22 protein-coding genes are annotated in these 16,911 nt (G+C 64.3%); 1 reads left to right on the forward strand and 21 read right to left on the reverse strand.

Annotated elements, in window-relative coordinates; translation table 11 throughout:
- From AC36XV_RS08980 to AC36XV_RS09040, 13 genes are all read right to left on the reverse strand, one after another.
- Nucleotides 1-490 (reverse strand): DinB family protein (locus AC36XV_RS08980; RefSeq protein WP_492203348.1); only part of this gene is annotated, 490 nt, incomplete at its 3' end.
- Nucleotides 491-540: 50 nt separating this feature from the next.
- Nucleotides 541-2,022: a serine/threonine-protein kinase gene (locus AC36XV_RS08985; RefSeq protein WP_492203349.1), complete on the reverse strand. Its 1,482-nt coding sequence runs from the start codon at nt 2,020-2,022 to the stop codon at nt 541-543.
- A 74-nt stretch (nt 2,023-2,096) separates the two neighbouring features.
- The gene (locus AC36XV_RS08990) at nt 2,097-2,627 is read right to left on the reverse strand and encodes a hypothetical protein (protein ID WP_492203350.1); all 531 of its coding nucleotides are present in this window, start codon (nt 2,625-2,627) and stop codon (nt 2,097-2,099) included.
- Nucleotides 2,628-2,655: 28 nt separating this feature from the next.
- Nucleotides 2,656-3,126 carry a nuclear transport factor 2 family protein gene (locus AC36XV_RS08995; RefSeq protein ID WP_492203351.1) on the reverse strand — a complete coding sequence of 157 codons (471 nt, stop codon included), beginning with the start codon at nt 3,124-3,126 and terminating at the stop codon, nt 2,656-2,658.
- Between the two features lie 17 nt (nt 3,127-3,143).
- Entirely contained in the window at nt 3,144-3,869 is a 726-nt protein-coding gene (locus AC36XV_RS09000) for a CPBP family intramembrane glutamic endopeptidase (protein WP_492203352.1), read from the reverse strand.
- Nucleotides 3,870-4,013: 144 nt separating this feature from the next.
- On the reverse strand, nt 4,014-4,343 hold the full coding sequence (locus tag AC36XV_RS09005; protein WP_492203353.1) for an antibiotic biosynthesis monooxygenase: 330 nt from the start codon (nt 4,341-4,343) through the stop codon (nt 4,014-4,016).
- A gap of 52 nt (nt 4,344-4,395) precedes the next feature.
- Nucleotides 4,396-4,956: a hypothetical protein gene (locus AC36XV_RS09010; protein WP_492203354.1), complete on the reverse strand. Its 561-nt coding sequence runs from the start codon at nt 4,954-4,956 to the stop codon at nt 4,396-4,398.
- A 28-nt stretch (nt 4,957-4,984) separates the two neighbouring features.
- The gene (locus AC36XV_RS09015; protein WP_492203355.1) at nt 4,985-5,350 is read right to left on the reverse strand and encodes a DUF2200 domain-containing protein; all 366 of its coding nucleotides are present in this window, start codon (nt 5,348-5,350) and stop codon (nt 4,985-4,987) included.
- 24 nt (nt 5,351-5,374) lie between these two features.
- Complete coding sequence (locus AC36XV_RS09020) at nt 5,375-6,229, reverse strand: hypothetical protein (protein WP_492203356.1); 855 nt, start codon at nt 6,227-6,229, stop codon at nt 5,375-5,377.
- Between the two features lie 41 nt (nt 6,230-6,270).
- Nucleotides 6,271-6,702 (reverse strand): aminoglycoside 6-adenylyltransferase, encoded by a 432-nt coding sequence (locus AC36XV_RS09025; RefSeq protein ID WP_492203357.1) that lies wholly within the window; start codon nt 6,700-6,702, stop codon nt 6,271-6,273.
- Between the two features lie 13 nt (nt 6,703-6,715).
- Entirely contained in the window at nt 6,716-7,684 is a 969-nt protein-coding gene (locus AC36XV_RS09030; protein WP_492203358.1) for an NAD(P)-dependent alcohol dehydrogenase, read from the reverse strand.
- Between the two features lie 182 nt (nt 7,685-7,866).
- Nucleotides 7,867-8,541 (reverse strand): methyltransferase family protein, encoded by a 675-nt coding sequence (locus AC36XV_RS09035; protein ID WP_492203359.1) that lies wholly within the window; start codon nt 8,539-8,541, stop codon nt 7,867-7,869.
- Nucleotides 8,542-8,691: 150 nt separating this feature from the next.
- Nucleotides 8,692-10,389 (reverse strand): tetratricopeptide repeat protein, encoded by a 1,698-nt coding sequence (locus AC36XV_RS09040; RefSeq protein ID WP_492203360.1) that lies wholly within the window; start codon nt 10,387-10,389, stop codon nt 8,692-8,694.
- 189 nt (nt 10,390-10,578) lie between these two features.
- On the opposite strand from AC36XV_RS09040, the gene AC36XV_RS09045 reads away from it, so the two are divergent.
- Nucleotides 10,579-11,820 carry an NHL repeat-containing protein gene (locus AC36XV_RS09045; RefSeq protein ID WP_492203361.1) on the forward strand — a complete coding sequence of 414 codons (1,242 nt, stop codon included), beginning with the start codon at nt 10,579-10,581 and terminating at the stop codon, nt 11,818-11,820.
- 96 nt (nt 11,821-11,916) lie between these two features.
- Here AC36XV_RS09045 and AC36XV_RS09050 read toward each other — a convergent pair whose 3' ends face one another.
- The 8 genes from AC36XV_RS09050 to AC36XV_RS09085 form a co-directional block, all read right to left on the reverse strand.
- Nucleotides 11,917-13,539, reverse strand: coding sequence for a DUF1254 domain-containing protein (locus AC36XV_RS09050; RefSeq protein WP_492203362.1), 1,623 nt, complete (start codon nt 13,537-13,539; stop codon nt 11,917-11,919).
- Between the two features lie 340 nt (nt 13,540-13,879).
- Nucleotides 13,880-14,401 carry a hypothetical protein gene (locus tag AC36XV_RS09055; RefSeq protein WP_492203363.1) on the reverse strand — a complete coding sequence of 174 codons (522 nt, stop codon included), beginning with the start codon at nt 14,399-14,401 and terminating at the stop codon, nt 13,880-13,882.
- A 28-nt stretch (nt 14,402-14,429) separates the two neighbouring features.
- Nucleotides 14,430-14,873 (reverse strand): nuclear transport factor 2 family protein, encoded by a 444-nt coding sequence (locus AC36XV_RS09060; RefSeq protein ID WP_492203364.1) that lies wholly within the window; start codon nt 14,871-14,873, stop codon nt 14,430-14,432.
- A 118-nt stretch (nt 14,874-14,991) separates the two neighbouring features.
- The gene (locus AC36XV_RS09065; protein WP_492203365.1) at nt 14,992-15,291 is read right to left on the reverse strand and encodes a HigA family addiction module antitoxin; all 300 of its coding nucleotides are present in this window, start codon (nt 15,289-15,291) and stop codon (nt 14,992-14,994) included.
- Between the two features lie 9 nt (nt 15,292-15,300).
- Nucleotides 15,301-15,582, reverse strand: a complete 282-nt coding sequence (locus AC36XV_RS09070; protein ID WP_492203366.1) for a type II toxin-antitoxin system RelE/ParE family toxin — start codon at nt 15,580-15,582, stop codon at nt 15,301-15,303.
- A gap of 134 nt (nt 15,583-15,716) precedes the next feature.
- Nucleotides 15,717-16,154, reverse strand: coding sequence for a cupin domain-containing protein (locus tag AC36XV_RS09075; protein ID WP_492203369.1), 438 nt, complete (start codon nt 16,152-16,154; stop codon nt 15,717-15,719).
- 165 nt (nt 16,155-16,319) lie between these two features.
- Nucleotides 16,320-16,640, reverse strand: a complete 321-nt coding sequence (locus tag AC36XV_RS09080) for a BrnA antitoxin family protein (protein ID WP_492203367.1) — start codon at nt 16,638-16,640, stop codon at nt 16,320-16,322.
- The coding region (locus tag AC36XV_RS09085; RefSeq protein ID WP_492203368.1) for a BrnT family toxin at nt 16,627-16,911 on the reverse strand (285 nt) is incomplete at its 5' end. The genes AC36XV_RS09085 and AC36XV_RS09080, both read right to left, overlap by 14 nt.

Consider the following 16,911-nt stretch of genomic DNA (forward strand, 5'->3'; position numbering starts at 1 on the left):
CACGGCCCTCCGCACAAATCGCGGCGATTCTCTCGACGTGGTGCTCGACGTGGTCGGCCTGCATCTCGACCATCTGACGAATCGATACCGACTCGGTGCCCATCGGTGTCCGGACACCGATGGAACGATCCCAGGCACCCGGCACGCGCTCGATGAGCTGCGCCACGTGCGCCCGGATCGCCCTGAGCAGGTCGAGCGAAACGTCGACCCGGCGCCGGGAATAGCCCCAGTGCTCGGTCCAGGCGTCCTGTGTCAGCGCGAAGTACCAGTCGAACGCGAACTCCCCCTCTCCGGATCCGAGTGCCGCCTTGATGCCGAGCTTCCATATGTCGTCGCCGTCAACGATGTGATGGACGATCTGCCGGATGCTCCAACCGCCGCCCGAAGGAGGAGCATCGAGCTCGGCATCGCCCAGGCCGGCGATCGCCCGCTCGAGAAGATGTGGACCCTCCAGGTAGCGGGACAGCAACGCGTCGTGTTCCGGATTCATGGTATTCCCCTCCCGATTCCGTCGGATGACGCGAGTGGACCCGCAGACCGTCAGACGGCGGCGCCGTCCGGAAATCTGAGCTGCCACCAGCGCTTCGAATCCTCCCGGCTCCACGCGGGCACATCGCAAGTGGACAGTCTGTCGGCGAGTTCCCCGGCGGTGCCGGGACGCTCCGCGGGGTTCTTGCGCAGGCAGTCCAGGACGATCCCTTCGAGGTCCGCGGGGATCACCAACTCGGCGCGTGCGGAAGGCGGCGCTGGCTCTTCCTGCACGTGCTTCGCCGCCAGGGCCATGACCGTTTCGGCTTCGAACACCCGCGAGCCGGTCAGCAACCAGTACGCGACACAGCCGAGCGAGTAGAGATCGGCCCGTCCGTCGACAGCGGAACCGAGAACGATTTCCGGGGCGAAGAAGGCCGGCGTGCCAAGGAAATGACCCTTCTGCGTCAGGGCTTCCTCCTCGACCCGCTCCTGCTTCTTGACCAGGCCGAAATCGAGCACCTTCACGAAGTCGAAGTCGGCGCCGTAGCGGCAGACCAGGATGTTGGCCGGCTTGATGTCCCGGTGGACCAGGCCGGCCGCGTGAGCCTCGCCCAGGGAGTGACAAGCCTGGCGGAGGATGTGGATGACCCGCGAGGCGGACAGCGGGCCGTGCGTCTCGACGAGCCGCTGAAGATCCAGTCCGTCGAGCAGCTCCATCACGTAGTACAGAGAACCATCGCTGGACAGGCCGAAATCGTAGACTTCCACCGTGTGCGGCGAGCGCAGCAGGGCCGTCGCCTGCGCCTCCTGCTCGAACCGGGTCAGCACCGCGCGGGGGTCGTCGCCCAGCTGCTCCGGCGCGATCAGCTTGACCGCGGCGGGCCGAGCCAGCAAGCGATGGCTGGCGCGCCACACCTCCCCCATTCCACCGGCGCCGAGACGCGACTCGAGCCGGTAGGCGCCCATCAGCCTGGCCCTCGAGACGTCGAGGCCGATCGAGTAGATCATGCGGGCCCCGAAGTAGGCGAGAACGACCGCGAACGCCGGGCTCAGCGACACCCCCACCAGCTCGTCGATCGAGAGCGGGTGCCGCCCCAGGCGGTCGAGCACCACTAGCGACAGGGGCGAGCTGATCGCTGACAGAAGCGACGCGACGAGCAGGCGCCTCGGGGGCAACGGAATCACCATCGGGAAGATGACGATGATCAGCGAGGTCCAGGTCAGCTCCGGCGCACGGCCGACCATCCCGATGGTGGCCTGCTGTGCGGCGAAGGAGACGATCCAGCACAGGAACACTTCGTACGCCAGGCCGACAGTCAAAGCCGTCACGTCGGCCACCCGATGGGATCGGGCGACGATGATGACCACCAGTGCCAGCCCGACGCCGAGCAGGTGCTGGAGCAGGACCGCCGAGCCGACCTCTTCCCTGTACACCGTGGCGCTGAGGAGCAGCGCGATCATCGACAGGCCCCCGAGCACGGCTGCCAGGCCCGCGACCCGAGTGCGGGCCTTCGCCAGCAGATCTGGCGGCAGTCCGTAGTCGCTCGCCACGCTCGAGCTTGTGGCCCGGCGGAACATGGTAGGAAGTTCGTGCAAGGCTGACCCCTCGTGCGGTCGACTTACTGTCAGTCCTCGGGGCGGAGATCCGCTGCGTCGGCCGGTCGCAATTCACCGCAGGCATCGGGTTCGACCGTCCACATCGCGTTCGCGACGACCCATTCCCCATCTATCTTCACGAAGTCGATGACGTCGACGCCGCAGTGACTCGTTTCACCATCGACCCAGAATTCGTAGGGCGCCCACACCACCGCGATTCCGCCCCGGATCATCACGGTGGGCGACCAGTACCGCTCTCGGTACATGCGTCCGTCGTTTCGGGCCGGGTCGGTCCAGTAGGAGTTGGGGCGCGCCGTGATGTGCATGTCCCCGTCGCCTGTCGGGCGCCACTGATAGGTCATGCCGTCCGGGGTCTGCATCGCAGCCTGCGCCTCGAGGTCGTTGTCGGAGATGGCGGAAAGAAAGCGGTCCATCGCATCGAGAACCGCTGCCTCATCGCCCGGCTGATGACCTTCGGGAAGGGCCTGCGCGAGCAATGCAGAGGCTGCGCTGCTCGACAGTGCGGCCACGACCAGGATCACTTTGATGCTTCGAGTCATTGAACTCCCCTCCAGCCGCAGGAAACCTTCATCGGTCCAGGCGCCCGGCAGGTCCCGGCGTGCTCTCTTCGCCGATCTCTGCGACGATCCGACCCGCGCCATCGAAACGGTACAGGGATATCCCACCCCAGCTGCTGGTTTCCCCGGAAGCCACGTTGCGCGCCCGGAAGCTCCAGACCAGGACGACCCGATTGTCGTCTTCGAGCGCATCATGAACCGTGATTTCGCCTTCCTTCCACCGGTCGCAGAACCTTCTGGCGAACTGCTCGACGTCCGCACTGCCCCGAATCGCCGGCGTACCGAAGAGCTCCTCGAAGACCGGATAGCTGACGACGACACTGTCGGCCGCGAGCTCGGGGACCACCGTCGGATCACACCCGTACACCCCACGCATGAACCGCTCTGCCACCGCTTTCCTGGTGCCTGCGACATCCGTGGCGCTCCCGGTGCACCCCGTGAGAACGCAGAGGACCAGGGACAGCATCCAGCATCTCGACATGGACGACTCCGAGTCGGCTACGTTCGGCCGAGTATCAGTTGCAGAACCACGATAGCGAAGAACAGGCTCTGCCCCGAGTGCACGATGATCGGCATCCACGCGCTCCGAAACACCCTCGCGGGCAAGGCGAAGAGCAGGGCCCCCACGACCACGCCACCGGGAATCCCCCACGGCTGATGCAGGTGGTAGAGCCCGAACAGGGTGCCGTTCGCCAGCCAATCCAGGCGGCCGAAAGCGCCTCGCATCCGGGGGAGGAGAAGCCCGCGGAAGAGAAGCTCCTCTCCGAGCACCGTATTGAAGAGCGCCAGGAGCAGGAAGAGGGCGTAGAACCACCAGGCCCCGACGAGAAGCGCTCTGGTCTGTGGCTCGTCGAGGAGTCGGGACAGGCTGAATTCAGGCGGCTCGGCGAGGAACGGTAAGCTCGTCACCCAGGCGTCTGTGAGAATCGGACCGATGGTGAAGGTCCAGAGTGGATATGCCAGTGCCAGCGGGACGACCCACAGCCAGAGGCGCCGGTCCGGCAGCCCCGTGCGCGGGTGGTGCGGTGTGGAAAGCCAGAGTCTGTCTCGCAGGATGGGCCATGACAGGGCTCCGGCCTCGTGCCGCACGAGCAGCAGGACCATCACGAACTGCCAGATCAGTCCCAGGGTCATGAGCAGGACTCTGGCGGTCCCCGGGATCCCGGCCCGGCTATCGATCGGGCCGGCGACGAGCGGATTCGCGATCCACCCGAGCAGCGCCATGGGGACAGCCGCTGCCCCCCAGACAAGCGCTACCTGCTTGCGGGAATACTGTGGGAGATCGACCGCCACCTCCCCGCGATCGTCAGTGGACCACATCGAAACCTGCCCCCGCGATCTCCGCCAGAGCACCCAGCATGTCCCAGTTCATAGGTCCCTCGCCGACCTGCGGCTCAGCACCTCGAAGTGTGCGGCCGTCGCGTCCCACCGTTTGAGGACCGCCCGGGCGACATCCGGGACGTAGCTGCGGGCGTAGTCCTCGCCCTGGAAGTGGATCACGCTCTGGATGGAGTCGAACGTCATGATCGTCACGAACTCCACTTCGGATTCGTGCTCCCGACGGAGGACGTCGATCCCTCGGTATCCTTCGATCGCCTTCGCCTCGATACCCGGAATGACCGTGCCCAGCAGGACTTCGCTGTACGCCTCTGCGTTCTCGATCGTGGTCCAGCCGTGCCAGATGCGCTTGATGGCCATGAAGCCTCCTAACGGCCTTTCAGATACTTGGTCCCGGCCCGCCACTCAGCGCTCACACCAGAAACCTGCGTACGACCAATGACCACACGGCGAGGCTGACCAGCGTGTACCAGCCCAGGAACTTCTGGTACCTCGGCGAGGCGATGAACGCACCCGTCATCCAGAGTAGGAAGTATTGCCCGACGAAAGGAATGTAGTACGGGGGGTCGAACAAACCTCCGCGGAGCGCCGTGACCCAGACGTCGGCGGCGGCGAAGGCGGCAAACCCGCCCAGAAACCACGGGCGGTTGCTCGCGTAAACGGCCGCCCAACCTTCGCTTGGCGGCTTCTGGGGTGGATAGAGGAATACGACGGGCAGGTAAAGGGCCACGGACCACAGGATGAGCGACAGGAAGAGAGTGAAGCTCCATACCTCGTGGCTACGCCAGGAGAACAGCACCCACCAGTTCAGGACGAGGTTGAGGAAGACCGCGGCGGTCCACACCATATGGACCGAGTCGATCGGCGCCTGTCTCCGTTCGTGCACCGCCTGGGCCACGCCTCGCAGGAGCTGGGCGATCCCGATACCGACGACCATCGAGATCAGGACCGAAATGAACTCGAACTCACTCACCCGGGCTCTCTCGCCTTTCCGGTGCCAGCTAGGTAGCCCGCAGGATCTTCTCCATCTTGCGGCCCCTCGCGAGTTCATCCACCAGTTTGTCCAGGTACCGCACCTGTTGGGTCAAGGGGGTTTCGATCTCTTCCACGCGATATCCGCAGATCACACCCGTGATCAGGCTTGCGTTCGGGTTGAGCCTGGCTTCTGAGAAGAACTGCCGAAACGTGGCCCGATTCTCGATCTGGACCTGCAGTTCGGCTTCGCCGAATCCCGTGAGCCATGCGATCACCTGATGAAGCTCTTCGATCGTGCGTCCCTTCTTCTCGACCTTCTCGACGTAATGCGGATAGACGGAGGCAAACGTCATGTTTGCGATTCGTTCATCGTGTTCAGGTTTGGTCTTCATGACGCATTGCCCACCGTTCGCGTGTCAGGGAGCGGGGGCGACCCACGCCTGCCCTCGTCCCAGGTCGAGCGCGATCACCAGCTGCCGCAGGAAGGCCTCCGACAGCGCCCCATCGTAAATGATGTCCGCCCTGCGAGCTGGAGCCGCCACCGCGAGGCTGTCCGAGAATACGATGGTCACGTTCGCGGCGGCAGTGTCGCTGCGCACGTGGGGGGCCAGAAGCGTTTCCGCGAGATTGCCGCTGTCGAGGAGAAGCCACGCGTTCCGGTCGGTACCGGCCAGTCGCCCCTCCAGGAATACCGTCAGTTGGCTGCCGTCGTTGCCGTTCGCGATGCGCATCGGCACAGGGGTCATCGTGCGCACCCGATCGCGAAAGGTGACCTCGGTGTGCAGCTCCAGCCTCGACTCCGCGAGACTCAGGATCAGAAGACGATCCCTGAACGTCTCGAGGGAAATGATGCCATCCAATCTGGGCAGCCCGTCCGGCAGTATCGCCATGACATCCCAGATCCCCACCCCGGAATCGACCACGGTCTGCCCGGCGAGATCCAGCGAAACATCGTGGCACAGGGGCCACTCCACGCGTTCGCCGGACATGCGGAAACCCACGCTCCGGCCCGATGGCATGCAGGGAATGTCGGCGGCGACCCAGGGTGCCAGCAGCGTCTCGCCGCCGCCGCTGTCGAAGAGAAGCCGAAGAGAATCTCCATTCAACCTGCCCGTCACCGTGACCAGTCGTCCGACGTAGGGTTGCAGGACGATCACGGTCGGTCGGTCCAAGTCGACCTGAACCTGGTCTGACTTGGATTCCAGGCCGCAGGCACCGACGCCTGCGAGCAGAAGAACGGGCAGCAGGTACAGGCGATCTCGTCGTCTCATGTCCACCTTCCGACCGAACACTTCGAACCGCACCATAACCCTCAATCTCCCTTTGCCATCGAACGGGAGTCCAGCCCGACAGCAGCTATGACCTGGCCCAGCAACCCGTCGCGATCCATCAGCGTGCGGCACCCCCCGCGGATAACCCTGGAGGTGCCGCTGTCAGGAGGAAGGGCGGCCCATTCCGGGCCAGCGAAACTGAACTCCACCTCCGGAGCATCGCGAAATCTGACGCGTAGAGACTGGACCTTTCCCCAGTCCTCCAGTGAAGAGTCCAGTGCGTTACCGATCTTCGATACCCAGCCAGTCTGGCGAAGATACCGAGCAGGTTCTAGTGCCAGCAGAATGAAATCGAGGTCGGAGTCCGGCCGGGCCTCGCCACGCGCGTGCGAGCCGACGATCGCCAATGCCCGAATGTCAGGGCGACGCTCGGCCCATCCGCGTACGGCCTCGATCAGCTCCGCTCCGGTCAAGGGCCTCTACCTCTCACACCGTGATCACGACCTTTCCCCGGGCGTGGCCGCGCTCCCAGGATCGGATGGCCTCCGGCACCTCGCTCAGGGGATAGGTCCTGTCGATGACCGGCCTGACGTTACCGGCTTCGATGAGTTCTTTCAGGGTCTGCAGATCTTCCTTGCACACGTTTGCCATCAGCAGGCGGTATTTCTTGCGCATGAACGGGGAGAGGGCGAGCCACACGAGCGATTCTCCGAGGCCCCCGAACCACCGGCCGCCGCCTTCTCCGCCGACGGCCACGAGCGTCCCCCGGGGCGTGAGGACGCGCTTCATGTGTGGGACCGATCGATTGCCCGCCATGTCGAGGATGAGATCGTAGCGCTCACGTCCTTCGACGAAATCCTCCCGGGTGTAATCGATCACCTCGTCAGCGCCGATCGAACGAACCAGGTCGGTCTTCGCAGTGCTGCAGACTCCAGTGACCTTCGCTCCGAAGGCCTTGGCGATCTGCACCGCGAAGGTGCCCACGCCCCCTCCTGCGCCGATCACCAGCACGTGCTGACCTGACTGCACATTCCCGGCGTTTCGCAGAGCCTGCAGCGCAGTGGAGGCAGAAACGGTAATCGCGGCGGCCTGCTCCAGAGTGAGATTGGCCGGCTTGAGCATGAGCCTGTCTGCGCGGGCGGACGCATACTCGGCGAAAGAGCCTCTGCAGGATCCGAACACCTCATCGCCGGCCCGGAACTCCTCCACACTCTTGCCCACTTCCTCAACGACACCCGCAACATCCCAGCCCGGGACAGGGGTTCTCGGCTTGCGCAGACCGAACATCAGGCGCACCAGGTACGGCAGACCGGTCATGAGGTGCCACACGCTCGGATCCAGGCCGGCGGCGTGGACGCGTATGAGCACGTCCTCATCCCCGATGCGCGGCTTCGGAATGTCCCTGAGCTCCAGAACCTCGGGTGGGCCGTACGTATCGTGGACGATAGCCTTCATTGCGTGCTCTCCTCGCCCGGCACAATGCGCAGGAGGGTGACACAGGTCTCGTCAGACTCGCCTGCCTGCTCGCCCTACAAATGCATGCCGCAGCGACTCGGAACGACGAATCGAACGAGGTGTGCCTTCATGGTCCCTTCCAGGCTAATGGGAGTTCTCCCGTCGACTGCCGGCACGATCGATCAGTAGATCCCTGGAATCAAGCGGTAGCGGACGCGGCCGGCGTATTCCCGGTACCCCGGGAGCTCCTGCTGCAGCGTCCGGTCTTCGAGGGCAGTCCTCACCACGGCTATGACGACAGCGGCCGTCGCCGGAACCAGGGTCCAGACCGAGTCCAATGCCAGTACCATGGCAAACGGGGGAAGAAGGCTTCCGGCGTAGCCCGGATGCCGGACGATCCTGTATGGGCCGGTGTCGCACACCACGTGTCCACGTTCCGACTGAATGCGCACCACTGCTGAGAAGAAGCGGTTCTCCAGGAACGCCCACCCCGCAAAGCCGTAGCCGACCGCGGCCAGCATCAGTCCGAGGATGTTGAGCCCGTTCGGGAAGTGCGGCGACCACCCGAAGCGGTGGTCCAGCCCCGCCACGACGAACAGGGGCAAGCCTAAGCTCAGCGCCATCATGGGGGCCAGGATTCGGTCCCAGGACTTGATGCCCGGAGCCCTCGAGAGCTGCGCCCGTTCCGCCATCAGTCCCGGATGCCGCCGCTCGGCTCGGAGTCGCCAGCCGATTCCTGAACAGACGAAGAGGAGAGAATAGGCCCACGCCTGCCACCATCCCCGGTCCCATCCACACACCAGGAGCACGCACGCATGGAGGGCGTAGAACGCGGTCAGGCTTGCCCAATGCGCCATAGCCGACGACGACCTCTCCATCTGGCTCTCTCGTTCCGAAACCTCAGGCCTATGTGATCCACCTGACTCCACTCTATCATGCGGCTCACTCACTGCCAGGGCGCCACTCTTGCCGAAGAGATAGCGGGTTTCGACCCTCGATGAGGTCGGTCAGCCCTCACCCCATCGCCCGTGCCACAGAGGAGCGAAGCACTCCCGAACCCGCGGGTCCGACTCGTCGAAGAACTTCCCGATGCGCATCCACATCGGCATCGGCTGACGTTCCTCGATCGCCACCGAGAGCTCCTCGAGCGCCAGGTCGTCCTCGCCGGCCGCCAGCGCGGCCACCGCGCGGACGTTCGAGAGGGTAGAGAGATCGGCTTCGCGCACTTCGGCGACGATCTCCTGCGCCTCGTCGATCCGCCCGGCTCTTCGGAGGCCGAGCGCTTCGCGGGCCCTGTAGATCGGGTGCATTCCGGTCAGCTGGGCGCCGCGGTGATTCGCCGCGGCAAACTCCTCCCAGCGCCCGTCCCGGGAGAGGCCGAGGGCTCGGAGTCCGTGGGCGTCCGCGAAGTTCGGGTAATCGGTGAGCACCCGGCTGAAGATCTTCTCGGCTGCGACGACGTCGCCGCCACACCAGAGCGCGGTCGCACGGTGCGAGGCCATGAGGGGATCGAGCGGGTCGAGCTCGGCGGCTCGCTGATAAAAGACCGCTGCTTCGGCATAGCAGCCCTTCGTGAGGAAGTTCACCCCTCGGAAGAAGTGCGCGTCGCGATCGTTCGGACCGAACTCGGTCGACTTCTTCATCGACTCCGCCGAGCCGTCCCAGTCGAAGTCCTGGTGCCCCTGGGCAGCACCGAGGGCTCCCCATGCCGTCGGATTTCTCGGGTCCAGTTCGAGGGCCTGTTTCGCCGCCGTGAAGGCCCTCGCCCACGCCCTTCGAGGCTCGGCCCCCGCCCAGTACGCCGCGATCAGATACCCGAAGGCGAGGGTCGCGCGCGCTCCCGCGAGTTCGGGATCCCGCTCGGTCGCGGCTTCGAGCAGTGACACGCCGCGACGGATCTCCTGGGGCTGAATCGTCCAGACCGCCTGCCGTCCCTTCACGTAGAGCTCGTAGGTCTCCATGTCCGAGGTGGGCACGTCGCGGAGACCGGACAGTTCCTGGGGAGAGAGCCGGGCGTGAAGCGCGTTCGCGATTTCCTCGGCGACGTCGCTCTGAACCGCGAAGATGTCGTCGAGGGCGCGGTCATACTGCTCTGCCCAGATGTGGCGATCCGTCGCCGCGTCGATCAGCTGGGCCGTGACTCGGACGCGGTCCTCGACCCGTCGGACCGAGCCCTCGAGCACGGTCGCGACGCCGAGCTCGGCCGCGATCTCGCGGAGGGTCGCCGAGGAACCCTTGAACGCCATCGCGGACGTCCTCGAGATGACGTGCAGATCCTGGACCCGGGCGAGGTACGTGAGGATGTCCTCCGTCACGCCGTCGCTGAAGTACTCGTTTCCCGGGTCGGCGCTCAGGTTCGTGAAGGGGAGAACCACGATCGACTTGGGCGAGGGCGGCGTGTTCGGCGCTCCTGCGCCCGTCGTGCCCGGTCCGGAGGTCAGGATCGGAGCCGCGTCGGGACCGGTTGCCGCCGATACGACGGACGGCCCGCGGTCTGGAGTGAGGTCGAAGGCCCACGACATCACGGCCGCGACCGGAAGGCCGAGGACGATGATGGCGAGCACCGTGGAGAGGGCCCAGTCCGGTGCGCCGAGGTTGGGGAGAAAGACCTCAGCGGCTCCGCCGACCCCGACACCCACGACGACGTACGCGACGACGACGCGGATTACGCCTCTACGTTTCAGCTCGGACCAGAATCTTCGCACGGTACCTCATCGGGAGATCCAGGCGGGGCCAACCTTCGACGCGGGAAGTTGAGGGGACGGCGTCGCGCCGCGCAAGAAAGGTCGTGGCCTGCAGCGGCCCAGTTCCCGTCGGGTGTGCACGGAACATACGGCGTCTCCGGTCGGTAGTCGTGATCACGTCTACCCGCTGCTCCCCACACCAGGGTTGTCATGAAACGTCTGGTCCTGTCGCTACTGGTTCTGACCGGCTGCAGCGGTGATCCGCCCGCGGGCGACGCTGACGTGGTTCGTGCGATGCGGGGAGACACTCTCGTCGTACGCACTCTTCATGGCGCCGGGTGGGCGTCGGAGCCGACCTGGAAGACGACCGTCAGCATCGGTGAACTCGACGGGCCGCCGGAGACCTCCTTCGGGCGAGTGGCCTCCATTGCGGTTCAATCCGACGGTCGCCTGCTCATCGTGGACCGACAGGTGCCGGCCATTCGAGTCTTCAGCGGTGACGGAGCGTACATCGAGTCCTGGGGCCGGAAGGGCCAGGGCCCGGGGGAACTGGAAAGCCCGGACGCAGGAATGGCGGTACTCCCGGACGGGCGAGTCGTCGTGCGCGACCGTGGCAATGCTCGTCTTCAAGTGTTTCTCTCTGACGGGACCCCATCGGCCAGCTGGCGGGTCATCACCGGCCAGTATATCAACCGGCGAGCGATGGGAACGACGGGGGACACCCTCATCAATCCGGACCTCGTGAACCCCGGCGACCCGCTTTCGGAATGGCGTATCGGCCTGGTGAGGATCGGCCCGGACGGAGCTGTGATCGACACGCTCTCCATTCCAGACCTCGGGCGGCGAGCGCACCGCTTCGTGGCTCGAGTCGGGGGAAACGCATCGGAGATCGATCTGCCTTTCGCGGCCACAGAGCACTGGGCCTGGCACCCGGACGGATTCGTAGTCCACGGCGCGGGTGACGCGTACGCGCTGACGCTCCATCGAGACTCGGTGCCACTCCGCATCGAGCGCGAGGTGGCACCTCTTCCCGTGACGTCCGAGGAACGAGAGCAAGAGGAACTGCGCGTTTTGAACACGATGCGCTGGCTCGACCGGAGCTGGCGCTGGAGCGGTCCGGGCATCCCTGACAGCAAGCCCTACTTCTCCGGGATCGTCACCGGAACGGGTGGCAGGATCTGGGTCCTTCGAGACGGCGAGGCCTACGAGACCGAGGACCCGGACTACGACCCCGACGATCCGTACGATACGGAGATTCGGTGGCGCCAGGAGCGGCTTGCCGACGCATTCGAGCCTGATGGGAGCTACCTGGGCAGTGTGGTCATGCCGAGGGACCTGGACTGGCGGGTACCGCCCGTGCTGCGGGCGGATACGATGTGGGCGGTCGCCCGTGACGACCTGGGCGTTCAGCGCGTGCGCCGTTACGAACTCCAGTTCTCAGAGCGCCGGTAGTCAGCGTCTCTCTATCGGTCAGCGCCCAAGCAGCGCGGCAAAGGGCGAACCGGCCCGCGCTGCCGGTCCGCCCATGCCGTCGTCAGGCGGGCCGATTCACCGGACCCGTTCGATCTCGCTCGGCCGCCATGTCTTGTCGAAGAACGATGGCAGCGGACTGTAGAGTCGGAGGATCACGAACCATCCCTTGCTCGGGTCCGTCTGGATCCAGTTGCCACGGGCAACGCCCTCAGGCTGCGTCGGACTGAAGTATATGGTCGTCGAGCCGTCGGCCGCGGCGGACGCCGCCGGCGACGGATAGGCCTGGCTCCCGGCCCGCGGGTAGAGCTGCGGAGTCTGGAGCATCGAACGCGATTGGTTGTCGTACAGGGTGAGCGACCAGAAGGCGCGTGCCGGTATGTCCTTGGGCAGTGTGACCTTGTACGTCTTGCTGCCGTCGAACTGATTGCCGTCGGAGTCCAGGAAGCCCATCAGGTACTGCGAACCGACACCCGGGATGTTCATGATCATGCCCGGCGAGTCGAGCGTGTATGCGTAGTAGAACGCGGTGCGCGAATCCAGCGTCCGTGCCCCGGTCGGCGGATACGGCTTGAACATGCCATCCTCGAACGCCGGGGGCGGGGTCTCGAAGAACGCGCCGCCTTCCCATAGCATCGTACCCCACATGGAGTTCGGGTAGTACGACCATTCCGGATGCAGAGTCGCATAGCGCCAGTTGAGCGTACGGCCGGTCGCGCTTCCGAACGACGCGGCTTCCGTGAGGATCTCCTTCATCCGTGCGTCGGGCTGGAACGGCTTGCCGTGCACGATGCCGATAGCGGCCAGCTGTCCGGCGAGCTCCGGGTCGTAACTGGTCGGTGGTTCCCGCTGTACGTTCTCGTTGATCATTTCGAAATAGCCGAAGTCGCTGGGCGGAATCGTGTTGAACGCCTTTCCGCTGGCTTCGACGATCTTCGTCTCGGGGACCGGCGGGTCCTGGCCCAGCCGGACTTCGCCCTCGAGCGCCGTGGCGATGCTGGTGCCGAAACCACCCGGTGTATACGGATAGAGCTTGAAGTTCCGCTTGATGTTCTCGACGGCCGGTGCGGGGTCGCCGTCCACGAGAAAAGCGCGGGCCGCATAGAGCACGCGCTTCGTCCTGGAGTGCGCGATGAAGTACCCACCCTCGGGCAGCGGTCCGGCGTATCCCGGTGGCACGATCAGGTACTTGCCGCCCATTCCGCGATCGGGGCCCGGCCGGCCGATATCGATGATCCACGAGAACCACATGTCGTTGATCGTGCCGAGGCCGTTGGCCGGCTGCTCGATCACCATGGGCCCGTCGGACAGATCGATGACGCACACGTAATACACCGTGTCGGTGTTGCCGGTGAGGAAGAGGGACCGGCTGTCCATCAACGTCGGAAACAGGACGAGCGTGTTTTCCTCTGCGCCGATGCTCCGGAACCCCTCCGCGATCGCGTAGGCCGACGCCCCGCGGAAGCTGTTGTTGTACGCGTTCACGGCGCGGATAAAGTAGAGGTTGTCGCGGACCATCTGGGCGGTCTTCGCCGTCGGCACGCCGTCTTTGAACTCGAGCTTTCCGATGCGGGTCTCGAGCTTGTCCTGCGTGGTGATCTCCACGGGGATGTCGGTGGTCGCCTGAGCGGCGCAAAGACCGGGCATGGCGAAGAAGATCAAAGGGATCGAGGCTATCGATCGAAGTAACGCGCGACTCATTGTGGCTCTCCTTACTCGGAAGGCTGGAATCTCACGGGGGCACTTCTCGGATTCGACACCTTGGCCGGCAACCTTCTGGGCTTGGTACAACGTGGTCAAAATGGGTGCCGCGAACACCGCGCGCCATGCCGCTCCGTCCCGCGTCGGACGGCGCGTGTCACCTCTCGCCGAGCGCAGCGTGGATAGAGATTCCAGCGCCGCTGCAGGTTCATCCAGAAGCCCGGCGTGGTTCCGAAGAACTTGGGCTGCGCGCCGATGATTCAGCCGAACAGCAACTCCTTACAGAGTATTTGACGCCCGAAGCCGGGTGGTTACGCCCGCCGTCAGCTCCATGCGAGGGTTATACATTGGGCTGCCTCGGCATCGGAGTGTACTTCTCAGGGCGACCTCCCAGCCGAGCAGAATCCTCGGGCGCCGGGAGTCCCCTCTGGGCAAGTTTGATCGATCCGAAAGCAGTGATCGCGCCGACCGGAACGAACGTCAGCAAGGGCTGCACCAGGTCCCGCAGAAAGAAGGGCCAGTCGGAAAACAAGCTGAACGCATAGGTTACGGAAACTACTACCAGCGTGGTTACGAGAGTGCCGCCCAGCGCAAACCTGGCGGCACTGACATCACGGAGCTTCTTGTTCCGGAAGTTCGCCGCCACGAATGCTGAGAAGAGCCCTCCCGTCACGGCCCCGGCTACCCCAGTCCCAAACCCAGCCTGCAGCATGAACCGTACGAGTCGCCAGGACAGTTCCGTCGAATAACGGTCGAACAAGGTGAACCCTAGAAAGAGGGCACACCCGGCGAAGAACCACCCAACTCCCCAGACAAGGGCGTTGCCGAGTGCACCTCGGATTCGGCGAAGAATGAGCCTCATGCGGGTCTCCGGTTCATTCGTCTAACGGTCAGCGCCTGAACGAGCGCGGCGCCCAAAGCACGTTCACAATCAGCCAGCGGTCGTTCCACTTCGCCACGTGGAGGTAGTCGACGTAGCGAGCCGACGTGGCCATGACATTCGCGATCCCACCCTCAATAGACACGATTTGTACTTCGACTTCGCCCTTCTGCTCAATCTCCGCGCTGCCACCTCCCGCGCGTGTGTACTCGACCATATCGCTCTTGGTGATCGAGTTCAGGAGGCTCCGTCCGGTGACCTCGTGTATCACGACAATTCGTTTCACGAGATCCGGGTGTAGGCTGCCTGCCATTCGTTCGGCATCGCCGGTCCACCAGCCGTCCACATAGTCCAAGACCGTTTCGTGGATGGCCGCACTATCGGCAGGTGCCTGCGCCAAACCCGTCGCAGGCGGAAGCAGGGTCAGCAGCAACACCGCGACCATGATCCGCATCGGAGACACCTCCTGCGCGTCGTTGATTTGATGATGCTGCCTAACGGTCGGCGCCTGAGCTGCGCGCCGACTGTGTTCGTGTGCTTTGTATTCTCGCCGAGCCAGCTCCGGGCGTGTGTTAGACAGCGCGCCGTAGAACCTCTTCCTCGAGTCGGTCGCCGAGGCGGTCACGCTCTACCTCGAGGTCGTATCCGGTCTGGAGATTGAGCCAGAACTTCTCGGAGGTGCCGAAATACCGGGACAGGCGCAGGGCGGTATCCGCAGTGATGCTGCGCTTTCCGTGCACGATCTCGTTGATCCGGCGGGGAGGCACACTGATGTCCTTGGCCAGTCGGTACTGGCTGATCTCCATCGGCTCGAGGAACTCCTCGAGCAACACCTCGCCAGGGTGGACAGGCGGTAGCTTCTTGGCCGGCATCAGGTCCTCCTAGTGGTAATCGACGATCTCGACGTCGTATGCGTCTCCCGACCGCCAGCGAAAACAGATCCGCCACTGCTGGTTGATCCGAATGCTGTGCTGGCCGGCCCGGTCTCCCTTGAGCTTCTCCAAGCGGTTGCCTGGAGGTAGTCGCAGGTCATCGAGTACCGTCGCTGCGTCCAGCATACGGAGCTTGCGGAGCGCGACCTTCTGCATGTCGGAACCCAGCTTCCGCACGGGGCGGCGCTGGAACAGACGCTCGGTGTCGCGGTCACGGAAGCTCTTGATCACGAAGAATAATAACGTGACGCGTTAATAACGTCAAGCGTTAAGGATCCTGTCGCTATCTAACGGTCAGCGCCTGAGCTGCGCGCTGACTCTGTTTGTTTGCTTTCGATCTTCACCGCGTCAGCTCCAGGCGCGTGTTAGGGGGCAGGTCGCTTCCCGAATGGTCTTGGAGTTGGGGCCGCGAGAAGATACGCTCGATCCTCGCCTACGACGCGTGTCACGTGCCCTTGACCGCTCGTGTCCTCAACGAGAATGACTGCTCCCGGCCCAAAGCGACGGACTTCTCCGTCTGACACCTCGACCTCCAGCTTGCCGGACAAACAGAAGATCATCTGCCGACGCGGCGCCGGGTGCCAATCGCCATACCACCCCCCCGGACTCGATATGAAGACGAGGCCATCAGCCTCCGTCACTTCCGACACCGAGATCGGCGGCGCCGGTGGAGCGTAATCGACTAGTTCGAAGTCGACATGTAGATCGGCAAAATGTGAGAGTCCTAGGGAATCCGAGTAGACGACCGTGTAGATGAGCGGATCGGCGACCGCAATTGACTCGGATGGTTCCTGGGCCTTCATAGAGGGAGCCAGGATACAGAAGAAGACGAGTGAAGTGACGGTGGCCCATCGTGGGTCCGGATTCCTCACAGCACCTTCCTTTGCCGCCTAACGGTCGGCTCCTGAGCTGCGCGCCTTCTCTGTTTGATCGCTTCGTTTCCTCACCGCGTCAGATCCAGGCGCAGGTTAGACGTCAGCCTTCGCCCGACTTCGCTTTCGGCCTCGCTCTCGGGCGACGCGCTCTGCCAGAAAGACCTTCAGCAGACTCTGGTAGGGAACGTCCCTTTCGTTTGCGAGCGTCTTCAGCTCCTCGAGCAGGGCCTTGGGCAAACGCAGCGAAATCGTCTGAGTGGACGGCTTGAGCGCGGGGAACGAGCCAGAGACCGACTTCTCCCAATCGAAGAAGTCGACCACGTCGTGCTCTGCCCAGAAGTCCCGCTCTTCATCTTCGGTGCGGAACTTGGGCATGCTCTCCTTCACTACGGGCTTCTTTTTACGCGCGCTCATACAACCTCCGCTCGCGACGACTCATGGGTCGCGCCGAAATCACTCGAATCAGAGTTCCTCGGATCGTGAACACGATGCTGAGGAGCCTGCCGGCGGCCGTGTGACCAAGAGCTGCAAACCGCGGCTCGGTCTGGGAGTGCCTCGTGTCTGCCGCAATCAGTACGGGACGTTGGAAGAAGACCTGCTCACACTCTGCTGCCGAGACCTGGTGGCGGTCCCAGTTCTTGTCGACGTTGCCGGCATCCCACTCGAAGCCGGTACAGGCCGCCAG

It is taken from the genome of Candidatus Benthicola sp. (assembly GCF_058719085.1).

Coding starts and splice junctions, on each gene's coding strand:
- AC36XV_RS08990 (WP_492203350.1), bottom strand. CDS start 2,627: ATGACTCGAAGCATCAAAGTGATCCTGGTCGTGGCCGCACTGTCGAGC.
- AC36XV_RS08995 (WP_492203351.1), bottom strand. CDS start 3,126: ATGTCGAGATGCTGGATGCTGTCCCTGGTCCTCTGCGTTCTCACGGGG.
- AC36XV_RS09000 (WP_492203352.1), bottom strand. CDS start 3,869: ATGGCGCTGCTCGGGTGGATCGCGAATCCGCTCGTCGCCGGCCCGATC.
- AC36XV_RS09005 (WP_492203353.1), bottom strand. CDS start 4,343: ATGGCCATCAAGCGCATCTGGCACGGCTGGACCACGATCGAGAACGCA.
- AC36XV_RS09015 (WP_492203355.1), bottom strand. CDS start 5,350: ATGAAGACCAAACCTGAACACGATGAACGAATCGCAAACATGACGTTT.
- AC36XV_RS09020 (WP_492203356.1), bottom strand. CDS start 6,229: ATGAGACGACGAGATCGCCTGTACCTGCTGCCCGTTCTTCTGCTCGCA.
- AC36XV_RS09030 (WP_492203358.1), bottom strand. CDS start 7,684: ATGAAGGCTATCGTCCACGATACGTACGGCCCACCCGAGGTTCTGGAG.
- AC36XV_RS09035 (WP_492203359.1), bottom strand. CDS start 8,541: ATGGCGCATTGGGCAAGCCTGACCGCGTTCTACGCCCTCCATGCGTGC.
- AC36XV_RS09045 (WP_492203361.1), top strand. CDS start 10,579: ATGAAACGTCTGGTCCTGTCGCTACTGGTTCTGACCGGCTGCAGCGGT.
- AC36XV_RS09050 (WP_492203362.1), bottom strand. CDS start 13,539: ATGAGTCGCGCGTTACTTCGATCGATAGCCTCGATCCCTTTGATCTTC.
- AC36XV_RS09055 (WP_492203363.1), bottom strand. CDS start 14,401: ATGAGGCTCATTCTTCGCCGAATCCGAGGTGCACTCGGCAACGCCCTT.
- AC36XV_RS09060 (WP_492203364.1), bottom strand. CDS start 14,873: ATGCGGATCATGGTCGCGGTGTTGCTGCTGACCCTGCTTCCGCCTGCG.
- AC36XV_RS09065 (WP_492203365.1), bottom strand. CDS start 15,291: ATGCCGGCCAAGAAGCTACCGCCTGTCCACCCTGGCGAGGTGTTGCTC.
- AC36XV_RS09075 (WP_492203369.1), bottom strand. CDS start 16,154: ATGAAGGCCCAGGAACCATCCGAGTCAATTGCGGTCGCCGATCCGCTC.
- AC36XV_RS09080 (WP_492203367.1), bottom strand. CDS start 16,640: ATGAGCGCGCGTAAAAAGAAGCCCGTAGTGAAGGAGAGCATGCCCAAG.